A 17,958-nucleotide genomic window follows, 5' to 3' on the forward strand; every position below is an offset into this window, starting at 1 on the left:
GTGTTGTCATTTTCACGACCTCACAATGGGCTAGGCACTCTGGCCTAAACAACCCTGCTATGGGGCATGCGTTATCCCCGACTAAATGCTATTGTCAATTTTCTAGCCAAGACTTTGTTAGACTTGGCGTGCCTCCATTCCACTGTCACATTCCATAATCTTCCACAACATGCCTATGTAATCCAAACCCAAATATGGCAAAGCCTCAGATTTCGTTTGCAGTACTTGCGGACGCTCACAAGGACGCGGGCAACGGTAAGATCGATTGCTTTGGAATCTTTGACAACGTAGGCCTCTGGGCCGCGCCGGCGACCCGCGAGTGCTCCGTAGTATTCGGAATAAGAGATATTCCCGCCGGTCCACTGGAAGTCTCGCATTGGCTTCGCGTGCAGCACGCAGGACGGAAAGCAATAAAAATTCTGCAAGGCCACCTCAACTTAGAATCGGCCACGCGATCCGTAATAGTTGCGACCCGCATCCCCCTCTCAATCGAGAGAGTCGTTCCATATGAGCTAGGAGTGGCCATCGGCGAAGAACTCCGAGGCCAGAACGCATTATGGATACCACTAGAGACTAAACTTTTCCCGTGGCCAGCGCCATTGGGGAAAGAAGAACTGGCCAAAGTTCTGGCTGATCCAAAGTCCATCAAGTCGGCCCGTGCATTGCTGATATGCAGTAGTTGCAAGAATCAGTACATATTCCAGATCAATCTAGATTCCGCAAGCCCGATCCCCGCCGACGCGCGCTCATTCCCAGAAACGGGGGAGTTTCGCTGCCCAGAGTGCAGCACCGTTCATCACTTGAAAGACATCGAAGGCCAACTCAGAGCTCAACTCGGGAAACAGAGCCCCTCCTCTGAGGGCCGCCAATGAACTTTGTTCCCTACCATGCCTTCCGCGACTGCGAAGTGTTGGAGGAAACGATCCAGAATCTACGCGCCAACGGCGCCATTCCCGGCAACGTATGCGCTAGTTACGATACATATCATTTTTCATTGCTACACAAACTTCGCTCGGCGAAATATCACGCAGACACTCTCCGCGAGTACCTCGAGACGCAAGCCACTGCAACGCACCAAGTGAGTCCCTTTGACCTAATCTACCGTGTCAATTTTCACTTCGATGGATTTGGGTACTGCATTGGAAGCGCCCTAGATATTTTTTCCCGGGAAATCCTAACTTATTTCGGTATACCGCTACCCCAGCTTGTCTATTTCGATACTGCGGAGAACCAGCTACTAGCTCAGCGAGCCGGCGATCCGGTTATTGCGCTGATTCAATCGCCAGCATGGCGACAAGAGTTTTCGGATTACCGCAATACGGCGACACACGAAAGCGTCGTTGGAACGGAGTACCAAATTGCGGTAAGCGTAGTCGGGTCTACGGAGAAAAAGCGCTTGGTATTTCCTCTCCCGGACGATCCTCGAGTCTTACCTCGCACCTATCGCCGTAACCCTGACATAGTCGAGTATTGCCGATTGACAATGTTCCGTGTCTTATCAATTTTCAATCAAACATACGCGCACGTTAACGGGCGCATTCAAAATGCTGGTACGTTGCCAATCTAGTGCCGCGATCCGGGTCGGACCACGGCAACGCATTGATCGAAAGAGAAGAGGGCCAAAAAAAGTGCTGCTTATAGCGCTTAGAGGCGCGTTTTTGGCAGGCAAAAGGGCGCTTTAAAGATCGCGGTGCTCAGCTCAATCTGCCCCCGTTTGTTCCGGGCCTTCGATCTCAGCGCGAAAGCGATTCCAGCGCCACTTTGGCCGCCCGCTGGATGTGACGAAGCGATGCCCCGTAGTGTAGGCTGATCCTGGTCGGACCACCGCGACTTGGTGGTGCTGACGTTTGACTAACAAAAAAGGAAGATTTATCGATGAAGCAAGCGCTCGCGATTGCAAGTTTTCTGTTGGTATCTGGTGGTTCAAGCTACGCTGCAGATCCCCTGGTTACCGACGCCGACAAGTACAAACTCCGGATCGAGAACGAACGGGTGCGCGTTCTCGAGTACCACGACAAGCCCGGTGAGAAGACCAATACGCACGAGCACCCGGATTTTGTGCTCTATGCGCTGAGCGCCTTCAAGCGCAAGCTGACTTTCCCCGATGGAAAGACGGTAAATCGCGAGTTCAAGGCCGGCGACGTGATATTCATGAAGGGACAAACCCACATCGGCGAAAACATCGGTGATACGGATACCGATGTAGTGATCGTCGAATTGAAGCAGCCGGCGAAGTAATGCACCGATGCCAGGATCAGAAAAAGGACTGATCCTGGTGATCCTGGTCGGACCACGGCAACGCATTGATCGAATGAGAAGAGGGTCAGAAAAAGTGCCGCTTCCAGCGCTTAGAGGCGCGTTTTTGGCAGGCAAAAAGACCCTTTAAGGATCGCTCGTGCACAGCTCAATCTGACCCTATTCGTTCCCGGTCCGGTCGACCGCGTACCACGAACACGCGAAGTCGCCGTTGATCTTCTCGCAGAAGACCTCAGCGGGATTTCGCGTGTCCCCGGAGCAACTCCGTTGGCGCCGACGCGATTCGCGAAAGTGGGTCTCGCGAAAAACTTCTATCTACTTGTGGCAACATCCCACTGGGTTAGCGCTTCATTGTCAGCAAAAACGCGCGTCTCCTTTGCGCCATCCTTCAGGACGATTTCACCAAACTGACTCATGCCTTCGACTTGTTGGAACAGGCTCACGGCGATGAGCCAGACTTTGGTAATCCGCTTTGGCATCGTTCCTCCCACGGCCTTCTTGTAATTGTCGAAGACATTATATTGTTCGCTGATCCACTTGCCCAGGTCCCCCGTCCCGGACCGGGCCACGATATGGGTTTCCCTGAAGTCCCATCCGGGAAGCGGACAGCGAAAGCTCTGGCCGACCGGCAGGTCGTGGCTCCAGATGAACGTGATGTCCTGTCCGTTGTCGAACTCGACCGCGATACTCATGTAGTCATGAGTCGGTAGCGAGTTCTCAGATACCGATGCCGGAATCTTGTCCACTTTCCACTTCCACGCAAGCGTAGTAGTTGGCGTCAGCGCGACGGATACGTCGGTTTTCACGATCGCGACATCGTTCTTCATATGCAGATCGATTGCCCGTTTCGGCGCGTCATCGCCGGCCGGTTCGGCCACTTCCCCGAAAATCTGCGACGGACCCAGCTCCCAGGTGTAATACCAACCGGCAGGAAGTTTTCTCTCTGGCGTGATCTGGCGTTTGATTTCCGCCGTTGCCCACTGTGCGGTGGCGTCCTTGTCCGCAATTCGTTGTAATTGCTCCGGCACATTGGCGTCTCGACTCCAGAGCAGTATGGCAACGCTCGCTCCGCCGCCGCTGTCGGGGTTGACGGGTGCAGGCTCTCCAGCGTATCGGCCCGAAGTATCGAGCCATCGTTGGCCAGGATAAGTCTTCAACTGAAGCGTGCCGGTCTCCTTCGCGACAAATGTGTTGGTTTCCGTCCCTCTGAAGAGAGGTCCACGCTCGCCCACTCTGGCCCACACTGCTATCTGGGATTCAAACGAGAGGTTGTAGGCGCGCGACAGCCACATCTTCCCGTTGAGGATCATCGTGACTTTGTCTCCGGGCTTGAGCGCAAGACCGGTATCCAGCCACGGCCCTATATCACTGCTCAGATACAGGACTTTCAACCCCGCAATCTCCTTCCCCGCCAGTGGCGCAACGCTCGCCCTGATCTGTTGATCGAATTGCTGGTGAGGTAGCTCGGATGCAAATGAAACAGAGGGCGCTGCAGAGGCAAGCAAAAGCATGGCGGTCAAGACCATCGATTTCATAACTATGTTCCTCCGAAATATTGACGATGTGTGCGTCGCGCTTGAGCTCGAACCCGGTTTGGTTCGGCTGGCGCGTGCGTGCAATCAGTCACGCGAATCGATAATCGCCGACCGATGTACCGCTGCAAAGAGAGAAAGGCCGTGCCGGGATGTAACCTGGGCGTTACAGGGAAAATTGCCTGACTGGACTGCTCCCGATCAGCAGGGACAGGTCACCTGTGCATTACCGGCAGCGCTGGCTTGGTATGGGATTTCCCGTTCCCGATCTTCCGTGCGAATTCAATCAGGAATGTCCTGATCAGGATGGCGGGGTTGCGGTTCAGGCGTGCTTCGTAAGCTCCAGCAGATCGACGACGTTCATGCGCAGCGCAAGCCGGACCAATTCAATGTCGGTTGCGACGCCCAGCTTCTTCTTGATCTGGTAGTGGCAGTTGGACACGGTCTTCGGGCTGATGTGCAATGCGCGGGCAATTTCATCCGTGGCCTGCGCCTCCACCAGCATTCTCAAAATCTCGAACTCGCGCACGGTCAGCTCGGCCAGCGCCTCGTGCTCACCGCCCAGCTTGCTGAGCGCCAACGCCTGGGCGATGTCGGGGCTTAGCGCGTGCCGTCCGCGGTAAATATCGTAGACGGCGCGAATAAGCGTGTCCGGGTTACTGCTCTTGGTCACATATCCTTTGGCACCGGCTTGCGTCGCCTGAATGGCGAAGGTCGGGTTCTGGTGCATGCTGAACACCAGGATGCGGGCGCTCGGGAGACGTTTGCAGATGCGGACGATCGCTTCCAGTCCCCCTTGCCCCGGCATGGACAGATCCATGATGACGACGTCGGGCGAAGTTTCCTGGAAACGCGCGTAGGCCGCGTCGCCGTCCGCGGCCTCGGCCACCACCTGCATACCCGGTTGCTTTTCGAGCAACGAGCGATAACCCTCCCGCACGATCGCGTGATCGTCTACAAGCAATATCCTGATCGACTGCGAGTTCATGTCCTCTCAGCCTCTCGTGTGACGGAAGTGACGGGGAGCAACGCGCGTACCGTCAGCCCGTTGGATTGGCGGGCTTGAAGCATCAACTGCCCGCCGAGTGCCGCGACGCGCTCGCGCATCCCGAGCAATCCCAGCTTCGGGCTAAGCGAGAGTCCCGCCGCATCGGCCACTCCGTTGTCCTCGACGAGAACATCGATGCTGCCTTCCGATCGCCCAGCGGGCGGCTCGCATCGTTCGAGCTTTACCCTGACCTTTGTCGCGCCGGCATGCTTCGACACATTCGTCAGACACTCTTGAACGAGCCGATAGACGGCGATCGTAATCGCTTCGGGGAGATCATCGAAGTTGCCCTTGACTTCCAGCTCGATCCGCGCACTGCCGCCTTTCCACTGAGCAACCAGGCCTTTGATGCTGTCGACGAGCCCCAGCTCCTCGATACCGACTGGGCGCAGCCGCAGAAGCATACTGCGCAGCACCTCCATCATATGTGCGCCGGTCCGCGCCAGCCTGTCTCCCTCACCGACGAGTTCGGGACAGCGCTGCTCGGCGGTCTGGATCAATCCAGAGGCGATCGCGTTGACGGCCGCGAGACACTGTCCGAACTCGTCATGCAATTCGCGCGCGAGGAATCGCCGCTCCTCTTCCTGCAGGTTGACGAGCTTGCGCATCAGCTCGGTGCGCTCCAGGATAGTCTGCTCGAGACTGCCGGCCAGCCGATTGAAGCCGGCACTCATCTTCTGCAACTCGATCAGCTCGAACTGCGGCAGACGAGCCGACAAGTCGCCGCGTTCCAGGCGTTCGATGCCTAGGACAATTTCGCGCGTTGGTCGCAGGGCCCCTGGCCATCGCGAAATACACGAGCAGGCACAGCGCCAGGACCGTCATTGCCGTCAGTCCGAGCAAAGCACTTACATTTCGCCAGGCTTCGGCGATCTGGCCTTCGGCATCCGCCACGGCGCTGATCCTGCCGTAGGCCTTGTCGCGCCAGTAGAGATCCCGGACGATTTCCTGCCCGGGATTGAAGCTCGCGCGATATGCCGCGGCGAACCAGGCCGGGACCCGTTGCGCCTTGTCCGAGCCCCTGCAGCTACTTTGCTTGAGTTCTCCCTCGGGACCAACGTATTTGATGCAAAAGCCGGCCAGCAGTCCCGACTCCAGGAGCGGATCGAGGTACGGAAAGCGATCGGGGCGGTCGAACCCGGCGGCGATCTTGGTGAGCTGTGCGTGAAGCTGCCTGGCGACCACGTCCAGGGTCCGGTTCGAGTTGCGCTGCGACTCGCGCTCCCCCGCCCACAGGACGTAACCGGTAGTCACGACCAGACACAGTGCGGCAATCAGCACGATTCGGGTCATCAGGTACGTCTTGAGGTTCATGGATCACCTTGCGAGCTGCCGGCAACCGGGCGCGCGGCTTCGTCGGGATCATTCTAAATGCCGCTCCGGGTTCCGGGTAAGCCGTCCCGGCTTTGCCGGGAAATTTGCCCGTCGTTTCCGGGCAAGGGTCGGGTGCAGCCCGCTTTCGCGCTACGTAGCATCCCCTGGAAGACATGAGTTCATGTTCGTTCAACAAACCCGCTTTTATCAATCGATGGAGGAGCATATGAATTCAATTCTTCGAAAAGCAGGCATCGCATCCACTGGCGTCATCGTGATGGCGGGCGTGCTCGTTGCGGCAACCGGGATGGCGATAGCCGAGACGACCCAAGTGACATTGAGCGGCGCCCAGGAAGTGCCGTCGGTGCAAACGTCCGCCTCGGGTAGCGGCAGCATCACGGTAGGCGAAGACAAGTCCGTGAGCGGCAGCGTAACCACGAAAGGCGTCAATGGCACGATGGCGCACATCCACGAGGCAGCGCCGGGACAGAACGGCGGAGTAGCAGTTCCCCTGATCAAAAAAGGCGACAACGAGTGGGTCGTGCCGGCGGGCGCCAAACTTACCGACGACCAGTACAAGGCCTTCAAGGCGGGCAACCTCTACGTCAATGTCCACAGCGACGCGAACAAGGGCGGGGAAATCCGCGGGCAATTGAAGCCATAAGACGGTCTTCAGTCGTGAAGACCCGTTCGGTTCATTTCTCGATTTCTTGTTTTCGATCCATTGATGGAGCAGCAGAGCCCATGGTTCCGGAATCTTTGCGTCTTCCGTTTCTCGTCCGCGGCTCGCGGTTATTCCGGATGCTCTGCCTGATCGTAGTCTTCGCAACGCCATCGGTGCTGCTGGCGGATACCGAGGAGAAGCTGCGCGGCGCGGCGGCGAACGATGCCGATTGGCTCACGTACGGTCACGGCTACGCGAACCAGCGCCACTCCGGATTGAAACAGATCCATCGGGGGAACGTGTCGCGGCTCGTTCCGAAGTGGATATACCAGACCGGCGTGGACGGCACGTTCCAGACCAGTCCGATCGTGCGCGATGGCGTGGTGTATCTGACGACACCGCGCAACCATATCGTGGCGCTGGATGGTGCCACCGGCGAGGTACGCTGGAAGTACACGCACAAGATGGAAACGGACAAGCTGTGCTGCGGGACGCACAACCGGGGCGTGGCGATCGGCTACGGACGAGTCTACGAGATCACCGCCGACGCGCGGCTGATCGCGGTGGATCGCGACACCGGCAAGCTGGTGTGGGACGTGCCGGTGCTCGACCCGGCGACGGGTTTGCCGGACGCGCCACAGCAAGTGCGCAACATGCGCAATCTTTCCAAAGATGAGATTTCCAAGTGGACGCGCCTCATGGGCAATATGGCGCCGTTGGTCTACGACGGATTGGTCATTGTCGGCACGACGGGCGCGGGATACACGAGTTTTTTTGGGGACGAGGACGAAAAGGCGCTGGCGGCCATTGGCCGATCCGGTACGCGGGCCGGACTGCGCGCTTTTATCTCGGCCTATGAGGCGGACTCGGGCCGGCTTGCGTGGCGCTGGTATTCGACGAAGGATCACGGCTGGGAGGGCGAATTCGTAGCTAAGACATTGATGGGCGATGTGCTGAATCGTGATCTGGCCGCCGAGCGGGCGAATACGGAGAAATTCCGCGACGCGTGGAAAAGTGGCGGTGGTTCGATCATTGCCTCGCCCGCGCTCGATCCGCAACTGGGGCTGCTTTACTTCGGCACGGGCAACGCGGCGCCTTACGCCGATCTGTACCGACCGGGCGACAATCTTTATACCGCGTCGCTGATCGCGCTGGACATCAGGACCGGCGAGATGCGCTGGTGCCATCAAGTCACGCCGCACGACATCTGGGGCTACGATCTGGCCTCGTCGCCGATGCTGATTGACGTGCCGGTGAATGGAAAGATGGTACCTGGCATTGCCCAGGCGACCAAATCGGGGTGGATGTACTTTTTCAACCGGATCACCGGTGAGGTGATCCGCCGTTCGGAAGGTTTCGTGCCGCAGTCCAACCTGTTCCAGCGCGCGAAGGATGCCAAAGGTGTGATGGCGGTGCCCGGCGAAGCGGGTGGTGCGAACTGGCCGCCGATATCGTTCAGCCCCGAGACCGGGTGGGCGTATGTCGCGGGCAGCCATTTTCCGAGCCAGTTTACGCTGGAGCCCGACGCGAAGGGAAACCTGGTCAACGTGCTCAGTTTTCCGAAGGGCGTGGAAACCTACGGCACCGTGAGCGCAATCGATCCGGCAACAGGCAAGCTGGTGTGGCAGGACCGCATGAGCAAGCCCTTCACGGGCGGCATCACGACCACTGCCGGCGGGCTGTTGTTCATGGGCGAAGCGGACGGATACTTCACGGCACGCGACTCCCGCACCGGCGAGCTGCTGTGGCGCTTCCAGACCGGAGCGGGCGTGAACGCGCCGCCGGTGGTCTACGAGGCCGGCGGCAAGGAGCACGTGGTCGTCGCCGCGGGCGGGAACAAACTGTTCAACCTGCCGGCGGGCAACGCGGTGATCGGGTTCGGCTTATATGAATAAGACGCCGCGCAAGAGCTCCCCCGGCAGGTTCGTCGGCGGACGTGTAGTCGGCATGGCGCTCGCCTGCATGGTGGCATTCGCATCGATCCATTGCGACGCGCAGGAAAAGCCGATCGAGAAGCTCGATACGGAAATCGTCGTCGGTGGTCAACACGGGCAGGCGGCCGGCTTCAACCCGATGCACGATCGCTACTGGCTCGGCGGCTACAAGGAAAGCTTCACTTCGGAAATTCCGGAAGAACTCAGGAACGTAGATGCCCTGACGCGGGCCACGAAACTCAAGCGTCTCGTCGCCTGCGCCGACGCCTGGTTCTATCCGTTCTCGGAGCGGGTCGAGAACGGGGCCAGCGGCATCGACCTCGACATCGCCCGCGCCATCGCCTCGCGGCAGGGCTGGCGCGTGGAGGTCGTGTGGGCCAATACCGGATCGTTCGCCGGCATCGGGCGCGAGTTCCGCAGGGGCATCGACAAGGGGTATTGCGACTTCTTCACCGGCCTGGTCATCACCGGGGACGACGACCAGGTCGAGAAGCACAAGCTGACGTTCACGCGCCCTTATCTCGGCCTCGGGTTCGTTCTCGTCGTGCAGGGCAACGCGGTGCACGTGAGGACGCTGGACGAAATCAAACGGCAGAAAATCAAGATCGGCGTGCTGATGTTCAGCCCGATGGAGGAGTACATCCGGGTCAACGCCATAGACCACGAACTCTACTACCAGAACCAGCGGCTCATCGACGGCCTGGTCCAGGGAGAGGTGCAGGCGGCGATATTGTGGACAGGCGCCCTCGCCACCCTCAAGCGCGACTATCAGACGGAGTTCAACATGGTGCCCGGCTATGTTCCGGCGAAGGGACAGCGCTGGAACGGCGCGTGGGCGATCCAGAAGAAAGAGCCCGAACTCAAGCGCTTCCTGGATGAACAATTCGAAGCGCTGCTCAAGGACGGCGAGATGAAACGCATCGTCGAGCGTTACGGCATGCCGTTCTACCCGCCCTTTGATCAATAGGCCGGTCGTCTTCCTCGGCAAGCCTCTTGACCATTTTCGTGGAGTGAGTGGTTTCCCCGAGGCATTCCGGGAAATTTCCCCGTCGTTTCCGGGCAGGGATCGGGTTTAACCCGCATCGACGCCCAGTAGCATGCCGTCAGGAGAGTTCACCAAAGTCCCTCGCTTTGGGTGTGCTCCGGACGGAGGCTTCGAATGCGCATGAAAGCGCTTGCACAGGTCGCAACGGAATTGAACGTCGTTTCGAGGCTAACCGGGCGTGCGGTCGCGCGCCGCCTCCGGCCCGAACATACCGACGCGAACCAGGAGTTCGAGCGCGCGCAGTTCAGGTACGGCCTCACAGGTCTCCTTCGCAGCGCGCCCGACGGCCTGGTCCGAGGCTGCTTCTTCGTGGATCTCGCCGCGACCCAGCCGCCGTGGACGGATACCGGAATCGAGCTTGCTCCAGGCGACTGGGTGACGACACTGGCGGTCGGCCGCACGTACCTGTCGCGTACGTTCGATATCTGGGCCGGGGCGCACTTTCAGTTATGGATGCGGGTGGGGCTCAAAGGCACGATTTTCCGCGGCACCCGGGACACCCATTCATTTTTTGCCTTCGAGTCGGGGCGACTGTATCTCGCGAGCTACCTGCCTGGCGAATGGGCGGACCAGACCGGAACCCTGGCGACACCACTCGATGCCTACGCTCGCGTCAGCGGCCGGTTGTCGGTTGCCGTGATCTTATGGAATGGCCCGACTTTGAAGGGCCTGAAGCAAATTGCCGCGCGCGGTGATGTACAAGGGCTCATCGACTCGGAGATCGACCGAATCCGCACCGCAGCCGAACCTCCTGACGGATGGCGGTACCACTGGATGCTGGGCCCGGCGGAGGCCTATCGCTCCTGCAGTGATCACGGCAGGGCAAACGGCATCTGTTGCACGACCCGCGAAGACGTCGCCGTGTTGCAAAAGGATGCACGCATTGCGTTGACGGCCGATACCCGCCTGCGCTGGGAGTGGCGGGTCGACCAGCTGCCTTCCGATCTGCGCGAAGACACCGCCGTCACGCACGACTACCTGGGCATCGCGGTCGAGTTCGACAACGGCCAGGACATCAGTTACATCTGGAGCGCCGCCTTGCCCCTCGAAACGACGTTCCGCTGCCCACTGGCGAGCTGGCACGTGCGGCAGACGCATATCGTCGTCCAGTCCGGCGCGAAACGCCTCGGACAATGGCTTGCCGAGGCGCGCAACGTGTTCGAAGACTGCACCCGGACAATGGCCGGCCCGCCGCCTCGCCATATCGTGCGTGTATGGCTCGTCGCTGCAAGCCTGTTCCAGCGTCAAGAGGGCAAGGCGCACTTCGCCAATATCGCCTTGGTGAGCGCAGATACCGAGCTGCAAGTGAAGTAAGCGAAAGCTCAGGTGACTTCAGCACAGGCTGCAACGCACGCTCGTACCGCCCTCGACGCCGTGACGCAATACGAGTTCCTGCCGGAGGGCAAGACCTTCCAGGCCGACCAGGAGATCATTTTCGAGATGGGAGAAGACGAATGAAACTGCATGCCGCGATCGCATGGCACCTGTTGCTCGTAGCGCTCGCATTGTGCCCGTTGCCGGGGCGCCCCGAGTCGGTCGACATTGGCGACGCACGTTTACTCGCCGCGGGCTCCGATTCTGGCAACTGGCTCTTGTATGGCCGCGACTACGCGAACCAGCGGTTCTCTCCGCTGAAGCAGGTCACAGCGGCCAACGTCAGGCACCTCGCGCCTCGTTGGATCTACCAGACTGGTGTATCGGCGACCTTTCAAGCCAGCCCCGTCGTGGTCGACGGCGTGATGTATCTGTCGATGCCCTACAATCACGTCGCGGCGATCGATGCGCGCACAGGCCGTGAGCTGTGGCGCTATGAACATAAGCGCCGCACCGACAAGATGTGCTGCGGGCCGGCAAATCGCGGCGTTGCGGTGGCGTATGGAAAGGTGTTCGTCGGCACGGTCGACGGTCGCCTGATCGCGCTCGATCAGAAGACCGGCAAGCTGGTGTGGGACAAGCCGCTGGTCGGAGAGCTAGCCGGAAAGGCAGAGACGACCGACCAGTTTGCTGCGGACGATCCCCTGCGCAAGCAGCACGTGTCCGGCACGACGGGGGTGGGCGCCAATATGGCGCCGCTGGTTTACAAAGGTAAAGTCATCATGGGTATCACCGGCGTTGGGTACGGCCTGCATCTCGACTCCGATCGCCCCGGCGCTCCGGTCGGCACCGTGGTCGGGTTTGCCGGGGAAAGTCAGCGCGCCGGTTTCTACGCCGCCTACGACGCGGTCACCGGGGAGCGTATCTGGCAGTTCGACACCACACCGGCGAGTGGTTGGGAAGGGCAGTTTCGCACCACGACCGCTGACGGTGCGCCGCTCGATCGCGACATCGCCCGGGAGAAGGCCACACTCGCCGAGTATCCGGAAGCGGCGAAACGCGGGGGTGGATCGGCATGGACGACTCCGGCCGTGGATCCAGAGCTCGGATTGATTTATCTTGGTACCGGCAATCCATCTCCCCAGATGGACGATGTCACGCGGCCCGGAGATAACCTGTACACGGTATCGCTGGTCGCGCTGGACGTGGCAACCGGGAAGCTGCGCTGGTACTACCAGCAAGTGCCTCACGACATGTGGGGCATGGACGTCGCCAGCCCGCCCGTCCTGTTCGATGCCGATGTCGATGGACAACGCGTTCCCGCAGTGGCAGAGGCGGGCAAGACCGGCTGGCTGTATGTGCTCGACCGGCGCGATGGCAAGCTGCTCTACAAATCTGAAGCCTTCGTTCCGCAGCTCAACCTGTTCCAGCGACCCACGCCCGAAGGGGTGGTGATGGCACCGGGTGCTGCCGGAGGGGCAAGCTGGTCGCCCGTCGCCTACGACTTCCGCACAGGTCTGGCGTATGTGGCAGCCCTGCACGTGCCGGTCCGATACACGGTTCACGAGCTCCCAGCGACCGTCGACAAGCCAGCCGTGCGTTACACGGCGCTTGACATCAATGGCGGCCCCAGCTGGGGCACGCTGACTGCCCTCGATACGCGCACGCGCGGCAAGATTCGCTGGCAAGTGAAGACTCCACAACCGCTGGTCGGCGGGGTGCTCGCCACCGCTGGGGATCTGGTCTTCACCGGCGAGGGCGATGGCAATTTCGCGGCGTACGATTCGCGGACCGGCGCGCGGCTTTGGCAGTTCAACTGCGGTGCCGGGGTGAATGCACCGCCCATCAGCTTTGAAATCGATGGCACCCAGTACATCGCGGTGGCCGCCGGTGGCAACCAACTGTTCGGCTTTCGACAGGGCGATGCGCTGGTGGCTTTTGCGCTGCCCAGGCAGCAGCCCTGATGGCATCTTCGATGCACCGGCTCGCCTGTCTCGTGATTGGACTTGCCCTGTCCAGCTTCACGAAAGCCGACGTGAGCCTGGACAGAGCCGCATCCAACCCGGACAACTGGGCGATGCCGGCTGGCGATGAGCTCAATCACCGCTTTAGTGCGCTGACGCAGATTAACGTTCGCAACGTCGGCAAGCTGCAGGTCGCGTGGACCTTCTCGACCGGTGTGCTGCGCGGTCACGAAGGCAACCCTCTGGTGATTGGCCATCTGATGTACATCCACTCGCCGTTTCCGAACAGGGTGGTCGCGTTGGATCTGGGCACGCAAAGGATCGTATGGCGATACGAGCCGAAGCAGGACCCCGCCATCCCGGGGCAGATGTGCTGCGATACCGTCTCCCGCGGGCTCGCCTACGGCGACGGAAAGATTCTGCTCCAGCAGGCGGACACGACGTTGGTCGCGCTCGATGCCCGGACCGGCCGGCTGATGTGGTCGATCATCAACGGCGATCCCTCGCTCGGGGCGGTCAACACCAACGCTCCGCACGTCTTCAAGGACAAGGTCATCACGGGCATCTCCGGCGGAGGATGGGGCGTGCGCGGCTACATCAGCGCGTACGACCTCAAGAGCGGCCGCCTGGTCTGGCGTGGCTACAGCACGGGGCCGGACGAGGAGATGCTGATCGATCCGGCGCGTACCACAACCTGGGCCGATGGCAAGGCTCAACCCGTGGGCAAGGACTCTTCCCTTCGAAGCTGGGCAGGCGAGCAGTGGAAGATCGGCGGAGGCACTACCTGGGGCTGGTACAGCTACGACAGAGAGTCGAACCTCATCTACTACGGCACCGGCAACCCGGGCACCTTCAATCCCCGGCAGCGCCCCGGCGACAACCGATGGTCCGCGAGTATCTGGGCACGCGATCTTGACACCGGGCAAGCCAAATGGGTGTTTCAAATGACACCGCACGACGAGTGGGACTACGGCGGAACCAACGAGATGATCCTCGCCGACATTCAGGTTAAGAAGCGGAAGGTGAAAGCGCTCGTCCATTTCGACCGCAGCGGCTTCGCCTACACGCTCGATCGCACGGATGGTGCATTGCTCCTGGCCGAGAAGTACGATTCGCAGGTCAACTGGGCGCAGCGCATCGACATGAGATCGGGGCGACCGCAGGTCTCGGCAAAGTATTCGACCGATCTCAACGGCCCCGACGTCGTCACCAAAGGGATCTGTCCGGCGGCACTGGGGACGAAGAATCAGCAGCCGGCCGCATTCAATCCTTTGAACGGTCTGTTCTACGTGCCGACCAGCCATCTGTGCATGGACTATGAGCCGTTCCACACCGACTACACGCCGGGCATGCCCTACCTCGGCGGAAAGCTCTCCATGTTTGCCGCACCGAGCGGCCCTTACATGGGCAGCTTCATCACCTGGGATCCCGCCGCCGGCAGGATCGTGCGGTCCAAACCCGAAACATTCCCGATCTGGAGCGGCGTGCTGGTCACCGCCGGTGGCATCGCCTGCTATGGCACGCTCGAGGGATATCTCAAGTGCGTCGACGCCAACAACATCAACCGGGAGCTTTGCAAGTTCAAAACGCCCTCCGGGATCATCGGCAACGTATTTACCTACCTGTACAAGGGCAGGCAATACATCGGGGTTTACTCCGGGGTCGGCGGCGGGTGGGCTGGTACGGGGCTCACGGCTCGAGGCGCTGCCCGGGGCGAGCGTCCTGGCACGGCCAACGAATATCCGGAATTCTCCCAATACACCAATCTGGGCGGAAGCCTGACGGTGTTCGCGCTACCCGGGTAACCGGAATATTCGCGATCGGCGCCTTGGCGAGTCATGCCGTGGGGCGGATGTTCCCGGGAAATTTGCCCGCCATCGCTGGGCACATATCAGGCGCTCCGGTCTGCCATGGCCGTTAGCATGCATGACAGAGTTGTTCGCACACGTCATCAACGGGCTAAATGTTGGATCGAAATTGAGTGCTCGGGCCTTCGGAAGCAAGCTCTCGCAACGGCGTATCGGCATCGAACCCGAGCTCACGCATGAGGAGTTCAGGAATCGCTTGACCCGACTGTTTAAGAAAGCACCGGACGGCGTTGTCAAGGAATGCTGCTTCCTGGACTTCCCGGCCAGCCGGCCTCCTTGGTATCAGACCGATATGGGGGTGCAGGCGGGCGACCGGGTGACCACGATGGCGATTGCCCGTACCTACCTGTCACGGGCGCCCGATGCTTGGATCGGATCCCATTTTCAACTCTGGATGCGAGTTGGCGCGAAAGGAGCGATCTTGCGCGGCACCGGCAATACGCACTCCTTCGTCGCCATGGAATCGGGGGAACTCCGTCTGGCGAGCTATTTCCCGGACGAATCGTCCGACCAGGCCGGGCGTCTTGCTACACTGCTCGAAATTTGCAGTCAGGTCACCGGAGACCTTTCGATTGTGGTGGTTCGCTGGAATGGTTCGTCGCTCAGAGGTCTGAGAGCCCTCGCGAATTTCGGCGACGTGCAAGGACTTGTGCGGACGGAAATCAACCGGCTTTGCAATCCGGTCGACCTGCCGGACTGATCGAAGGAGAGTCGCTTGGCGCGCTGCGGAAGAATGACGATGTCAGGCGCATCGTTGGGAGCCATGGTGCTCTTTGTTGTCGTCCATTCAAAAATCAGGTGCTTCCGCCGCGACCTCGGCGGGCCCTCACCGAGCGGCTGACGTGAGCGCGGGCGACTTCCAACTGAAGACAGCCGCGGTCGCCGAGGTCAACAACGTCGCCGTGATGGGGCAGCTTTCCAGGCGTCGGTTGAGTCGTGCGATGGAGTACATACACGCCAATCTGGCTGAGGGCGTTCGTACCGAAGATGTCGCGAGTGCCGCCGGATTGAGTGCATTCCATTTCGCGCGGGCGTTCAAGAGGACGACCGGAATGACGCCGTATCGCTTTCTGGTCATGGCCCGTGTCGAGCGGGTCAAGAAGCTGTTGCGCAAAAGCGAGACATGTCTTGCGGAAATTGCGGTGGAGGCAGGGTTTGTGGATCAGAGCCACATGACCAACGTCTTCAGGCGCTCGACCGGGATGACGCCCCATGCTTTCAGAAATGCCTGGACCCGGTACCTCTGACCGCGTGACGGGAACTTCTCTGCGTTCGATGCCAAGGACGGACGGCTTCTATGGCAGTTTCAAGGCGGCGCGGGTGTGAATGCGCCGCCGATCAGCTTCGAGATCGATGGCACGCAGTACGTCGCAGTGGCGGCCGGCGGGAACCAGTTGTTTGGCTTTCGGCAAGGAGGTGCCCTGATCGTGTTCGCGCTACCAGAGTAGATTTCTCTCCCTTGCGTGCTGCACCGAGTCTGATCCCTGCTTTTTGCTGCAAACCGAAATTATGAACACAGGAGGAAGTGCGATGAACTACAAAGCCGTATTTTTTGCCGGGTCGTTGCTGGTACCGGCCGTGGTTTGGATATCGGCGCCGCTCGGCGCGGAGATGCTCAGGGAAGGGCGCTTCGACTTCAACATCTGCAAGTTCGGCAAGGCCGATTATCCAAGGCACGCCAAGGACCTTGTCAGCGGCTCATTCGACCGCATCGTGGCTTCCATGTACGACAGCGGCGGTTCGAAAAACATCGACCAACAAGGTTCACGCTGCGTGGGCACCTACGAGATTGTCGGCGGCGGATATCGAGACTACGGCGTTTGCACCCAGGTGGATGCCGACGGAGACCAGTGGCGCATGCGCTATGAGACCGGTGCGGACCTAAGCGGGACCTGGGTGGCGGTGGGCGGTTCGGGCAAGTACGAGGGCATGACAGCCAAAGGCGAGTACAGGCCTATCGGTAACGTGCCGGGCCTGGTGCCAAATGGCTTCAAAAGTTGCAACCACTATACGGGCACCTACAAATTGAAGTGACGTTCACGGAGGACTGGGGATAGGCCGGTACCTTCCTAGCGCGACTGATCCGGGCCTTCGAGCTCAGCGTGAAAGCGATTCCAGCGCCACTTTGGCCGCCCGCTGGATGTGACGAAGCGATGCTTCGTAGGCGGCTTCGGGATCCCGCCGCTTGATGGCCTTCAATACGGCACGAATTTCCCTGATACTCGAAGGCCAGCGTTCGGGCGAAGCCAGCGAGACCCTGCGCAACATCGTGATCCGCGCGTTCATTGTGTTCAGGACCGACGCGATCATGCTGTTTCCCGAGCCGTTGATCAGCACGTCGTAGAAGCGCCGTTTTGCCTCCACGATACGTTCCACATCCCGGCCTCTGTAGGCCAGCTCCAGAGTCTCGACCGCGGCCTCGAGTTCTTTGACCTGATGGTCGCCGGCGTGAGTTGCGAACAACTGGGCGGCCAGTGCTTCAAGGGCGCCGCGAATCTGGTAAATGCTCGCCGCATCCTGCGGGGAGAGGCGGGAGACCGACGGGCCGCGGTTGGGGACGGTATGTATGAGGCCTTCCGTTTCCAGTTGCCGCAGCGCCTCGCGGACTGACGCGCGGCTTACGCCGGTCAACTCGCACAGGTCTTTTTCGACCAGTCTCTGCCCGGCTTGAAATCGTCCGCTGGTAATGGCCGAGCGCAAGACTTCAGCAACCTGTTGCCGCACCGGAGCGGCAATCGGAGCTATACGCATGGAAAGGTCGGTCATATACGAAGCCGGGCTGTCGAAGCCATTCAGTCTCTCATATCTGCCCGTGCACTGAAAACAGCCGCCGTCCGTGCGGCTGCTGCGGGCCCTGCGCTCCGGATGAACGCCGCGGCTTTTCGCGGAACGTGCCGCATCGGACAGGCGGCGGGTTGACCGCCAAATAATATTAGAATATTGTCAGACAAGAAGACAATCAGCCAATCATAGGATTTATTCCCGGGCGCACCGGGAGCCAGTCCGTGGGTCGTCGGCC

15 protein-coding genes and 1 pseudogene are annotated in these 17,958 nt (G+C 60.3%); 12 read left to right on the forward strand and 4 right to left on the reverse strand.

From position 1 onward, the window contains the following. Positions 1 to 868: 868 nt before the first annotated feature. Both HY067_14265 and HY067_14270 read left to right on the forward strand, forming a co-directional pair. Entirely contained in the window at positions 869 to 1,567 is a 699-nt protein-coding gene (locus HY067_14265) for a hypothetical protein (protein ID MBI3529119.1), read from the forward strand. A gap of 377 nt (positions 1,568 to 1,944) precedes the next feature. Beyond that, positions 1,945 to 2,238 carry a cytoplasmic protein gene (locus HY067_14270; protein ID MBI3529120.1) on the forward strand — a complete coding sequence of 98 codons (294 nt, stop codon included), beginning with the start codon at positions 1,945 to 1,947 and terminating at the stop codon, positions 2,236 to 2,238. Between the two features lie 329 nt (positions 2,239 to 2,567). On the opposite strand, the gene HY067_14275 is transcribed toward HY067_14270, so the two are convergent. The 3 genes from HY067_14275 to HY067_14285 form a co-directional block, all read right to left on the reverse strand. Next, a complete protein-coding gene (locus HY067_14275) occupies positions 2,568 to 3,797 on the reverse strand; it encodes a DUF3047 domain-containing protein (GenBank protein MBI3529121.1) in 1,230 nt (409 codons plus the stop codon). A 313-nt stretch (positions 3,798 to 4,110) separates the two neighbouring features. Next, entirely contained in the window at positions 4,111 to 4,776 is a 666-nt protein-coding gene (locus HY067_14280; GenBank protein MBI3529122.1) for a response regulator transcription factor, read from the reverse strand. Next, complete coding sequence (locus HY067_14285; GenBank protein MBI3529123.1) at positions 4,773 to 5,555, reverse strand: hypothetical protein; 783 nt, start codon at positions 5,553 to 5,555, stop codon at positions 4,773 to 4,775. Before HY067_14285 ends, HY067_14280 begins: the two co-directional genes overlap by 4 nt. An 809-nt stretch (positions 5,556 to 6,364) precedes the next feature. Here HY067_14285 and HY067_14290 point away from each other — a divergent pair. The 10 genes and pseudogenes from HY067_14290 (at position 6,365) to HY067_14335 (ending at position 16,973) form a co-directional block, all read left to right on the forward strand. Then, the gene (locus HY067_14290) at positions 6,365 to 6,814 is read left to right on the forward strand and encodes a CHRD domain-containing protein (protein ID MBI3529124.1); all 450 of its coding nucleotides are present in this window, start codon (positions 6,365 to 6,367) and stop codon (positions 6,812 to 6,814) included. 80 nt (positions 6,815 to 6,894) lie between these two features. After that, positions 6,895 to 8,709 carry a PQQ-binding-like beta-propeller repeat protein gene (locus tag HY067_14295; GenBank protein ID MBI3529125.1) on the forward strand — a complete coding sequence of 605 codons (1,815 nt, stop codon included), beginning with the start codon at positions 6,895 to 6,897 and terminating at the stop codon, positions 8,707 to 8,709. Continuing rightward, entirely contained in the window at positions 8,702 to 9,715 is a 1,014-nt protein-coding gene (locus tag HY067_14300) for a transporter substrate-binding domain-containing protein (GenBank protein ID MBI3529126.1), read from the forward strand. The genes HY067_14295 and HY067_14300 overlap by 8 nt, the downstream gene beginning before the upstream one ends. A 192-nt stretch (positions 9,716 to 9,907) precedes the next feature. Beyond that, a complete protein-coding gene (locus HY067_14305) occupies positions 9,908 to 11,107 on the forward strand; it encodes a DUF3047 domain-containing protein (GenBank protein ID MBI3529127.1) in 1,200 nt (399 codons plus the stop codon). A 140-nt stretch (positions 11,108 to 11,247) separates the two neighbouring features. Then, positions 11,248 to 13,071, forward strand: a complete 1,824-nt coding sequence (locus HY067_14310; GenBank protein MBI3529128.1) for a PQQ-binding-like beta-propeller repeat protein — start codon at positions 11,248 to 11,250, stop codon at positions 13,069 to 13,071. Further along, positions 13,071 to 14,876 (forward strand): PQQ-dependent dehydrogenase, methanol/ethanol family, encoded by a 1,806-nt coding sequence (locus HY067_14315; protein MBI3529129.1) that lies wholly within the window; start codon positions 13,071 to 13,073, stop codon positions 14,874 to 14,876. Before HY067_14310 ends, HY067_14315 begins: the two co-directional genes overlap by 1 nt. A gap of 121 nt (positions 14,877 to 14,997) precedes the next feature. Next, positions 14,998 to 15,639: a hypothetical protein gene (locus tag HY067_14320; GenBank protein MBI3529130.1), complete on the forward strand. Its 642-nt coding sequence runs from the start codon at positions 14,998 to 15,000 to the stop codon at positions 15,637 to 15,639. Between the two features lie 142 nt (positions 15,640 to 15,781). Continuing rightward, positions 15,782 to 16,186, forward strand: coding sequence for a helix-turn-helix transcriptional regulator (locus HY067_14325; protein MBI3529131.1), 405 nt, complete (start codon positions 15,782 to 15,784; stop codon positions 16,184 to 16,186). Between the two features lie 6 nt (positions 16,187 to 16,192). Then, positions 16,193 to 16,387 (forward strand): annotated as a pseudogene (locus HY067_14330) (PQQ-binding-like beta-propeller repeat protein). Between the two features lie 82 nt (positions 16,388 to 16,469). Continuing rightward, positions 16,470 to 16,973, forward strand: coding sequence for a hypothetical protein (locus tag HY067_14335; GenBank protein ID MBI3529132.1), 504 nt, complete (start codon positions 16,470 to 16,472; stop codon positions 16,971 to 16,973). 63 nt (positions 16,974 to 17,036) lie between these two features. Here the strand turns inward: HY067_14335 and HY067_14340 are convergent, their stop codons facing one another. After that, positions 17,037 to 17,690: a GntR family transcriptional regulator gene (locus HY067_14340; protein MBI3529133.1), complete on the reverse strand. Its 654-nt coding sequence runs from the start codon at positions 17,688 to 17,690 to the stop codon at positions 17,037 to 17,039. Positions 17,691 to 17,958 lie beyond the last annotated feature (268 nt).

The organism is Betaproteobacteria bacterium (assembly GCA_016194905.1).
In the GTDB taxonomy this organism is placed as follows: domain Bacteria; phylum Pseudomonadota; class Gammaproteobacteria; order Burkholderiales; family JACQAP01; genus JACQAP01.